This is a genomic window from Geobacillus proteiniphilus (assembly GCF_001908025.1).
GTDB classification, from domain to species: Bacteria; Bacillota; Bacilli; order Bacillales; family Anoxybacillaceae; genus Geobacillus; species Geobacillus proteiniphilus.
The window spans coordinates 1-1,805 of record NZ_MQMG01000111.1; the positions used below are offsets into that span (position 1 = coordinate 1).

The 1,805-nt window shown below is 51.6% G+C and carries 2 protein-coding genes; one reads left to right on the forward strand and one right to left on the reverse strand.

The features are described from left to right. Positions 1 to 147: 147 nt before the first annotated feature. Complete coding sequence (locus tag BRO54_RS18720) at positions 148 to 1,377, reverse strand: IS110 family RNA-guided transposase (RefSeq protein ID WP_053414285.1); 1,230 nt, start codon at positions 1,375 to 1,377, stop codon at positions 148 to 150. A 234-nt stretch (positions 1,378 to 1,611) separates the two neighbouring features. On the opposite strand from BRO54_RS18720, the gene BRO54_RS20295 reads away from it, so the two are divergent. Continuing rightward, on the forward strand, positions 1,612 to 1,805 hold a 194-nt coding region (locus tag BRO54_RS20295), incomplete at its 3' end, for a hypothetical protein (RefSeq protein ID WP_204378359.1).

A 1,805-nucleotide genomic window follows, 5' to 3' on the forward strand; every position in this document is an offset into this window, starting at 1 on the left:
GTCCTGCGGTGATATGTCAAGGTGAAAAATCATCGAAATTGGAAATTCGATTGTCCGATGATCCGAAAAAAGGCAATACTTAAGAAGCCCAGTCTTGTCTGATGTCATTAACTGGGTTTTGATACAAAATCAGTTAGATCGATACCCCTATCGATCTTCCCCCTTTCTTGGCGTGTAGATTTGACCGTTGCGTAGCAGCGCATCGATCACACGCACGAGTTTTCGAGCGGTGAGGACGAGGGCTCGTTTATGTTGGTGCTTGGGCACTTCCTCATACTTCTTCCGGTAATAGGCGCGAAACGTCGCATCATGCCGTTGTACCGAGTTGGCAGCCTCCACTAGGTAGTAACGGAGATAGCGATTGCCGGAACGAATGAGGGACGTCTCCTCGGCTTGGAACCGACCGGACTGGTGCTTGGACCAGGTCAGACCTGCATACTTCGCTAAGGCGGCTTGATTGTCAAAGCGCTCGATTTGTCCAATTTCGGCTAAGATGCCGGCAGCGTAAACGGGTCCGATGCCAGGAATCGTTTGCAACGTATTTGGAATGCCTTCCAAATGGCGAGTAATCGCTTTGTCGAGCTCTTTGATTTGCGCTTGAAGGCTGCGAATGGATTGAATCGATAGGCCTAAAAGCAAGTCGATGGAATCCTCGACGCACTTGGAAAGCCGATAGGACGAACGAGCCGCCTTCTGAATGGACTTGGCGATGCATTCCGGATCGGCAAAGCGATTGCGTCCTTTTTGGCGCAAGAAGTCAGCGAGCTGTTGCACGTCCATGTGGCTGATTTCGTCTAAGCTAAACGACTCGAGAAGAAGCTCTAAGATGGCATGTCCGAAAACGGAGCTGTCTACCTCTTGGGTAAAGGAACTGCACTTGTAAAACAAGTGTTGGAGGAAGTACTGCTTTTCCCGAGTCAGCTGATGGACGAGATGGTAGCGCATGCGCGTGAGCCGTTGAAGGGCGATAAACTGTTCTTGCATGACAGCTGTCACTTTCAAGCGGCCAAAGCGAAGCCGATCGGCGATGATCCACGCATCGATGCCGTCCGTTTTATCCAAGTCGGTGTAAGCTTCTTTAAACTTGCGAATGAGCTTTGGATTGATGGTAAACACCTTGACATTCCAAGACCTCAGCTCCTCCTGTTGGTGGAAAAACATCGCCGGATGCCAGCTGTAGACCGAAGTGGCTTCCATCCCGATGAGAATTTCGGATGGTTGGCGCTTGTTGGCCCACAGGAGGATTTGATCGCGAAGGAAGGTCGCGCCAAGGAGATGGTTGTCCGCCTTGAATTGCGCGCACGTGTTTCCTTCTTGGTCCATGATGCACGTGTATAAGTCCGTTGAGCTCACGTCAATCCCGACGTAGAGTTTCATGAGATCACCTCCCATCATAGTAGGATCGTGGGGTTGGGACTCTTCGGGATGCCCCCGGACCGCGCCTGTTGACCAGTCACCCTCGCGTATGAGAACTCACGTTGGGCCATGGGCTGCCTGGAAGCTGCTCCTTCCAGCATGGGAAGCCAACGGGAACAGCCTGCGGGTTAGAAGTCCGAACAGGAGCCGGGGAGACAGACTTTTCAAGTAGTCAATGCTACAGGGGGAAGAAGAGTGTCCCCGATGATCCTCAAGATCATTATCCAGGAACATCGCGAAAAGTCCAACCCCGATGTAGTGCGATCCACTGGGGGAGGGGCGCGCCCCTCCCCCAGTGGGCAAATCACTCAAGCATATACGATTGTCAAGGAGCATATCCAACTGGAAATTCGATTTAAAAATCTTTCTAAACATACTATACGAGGGGG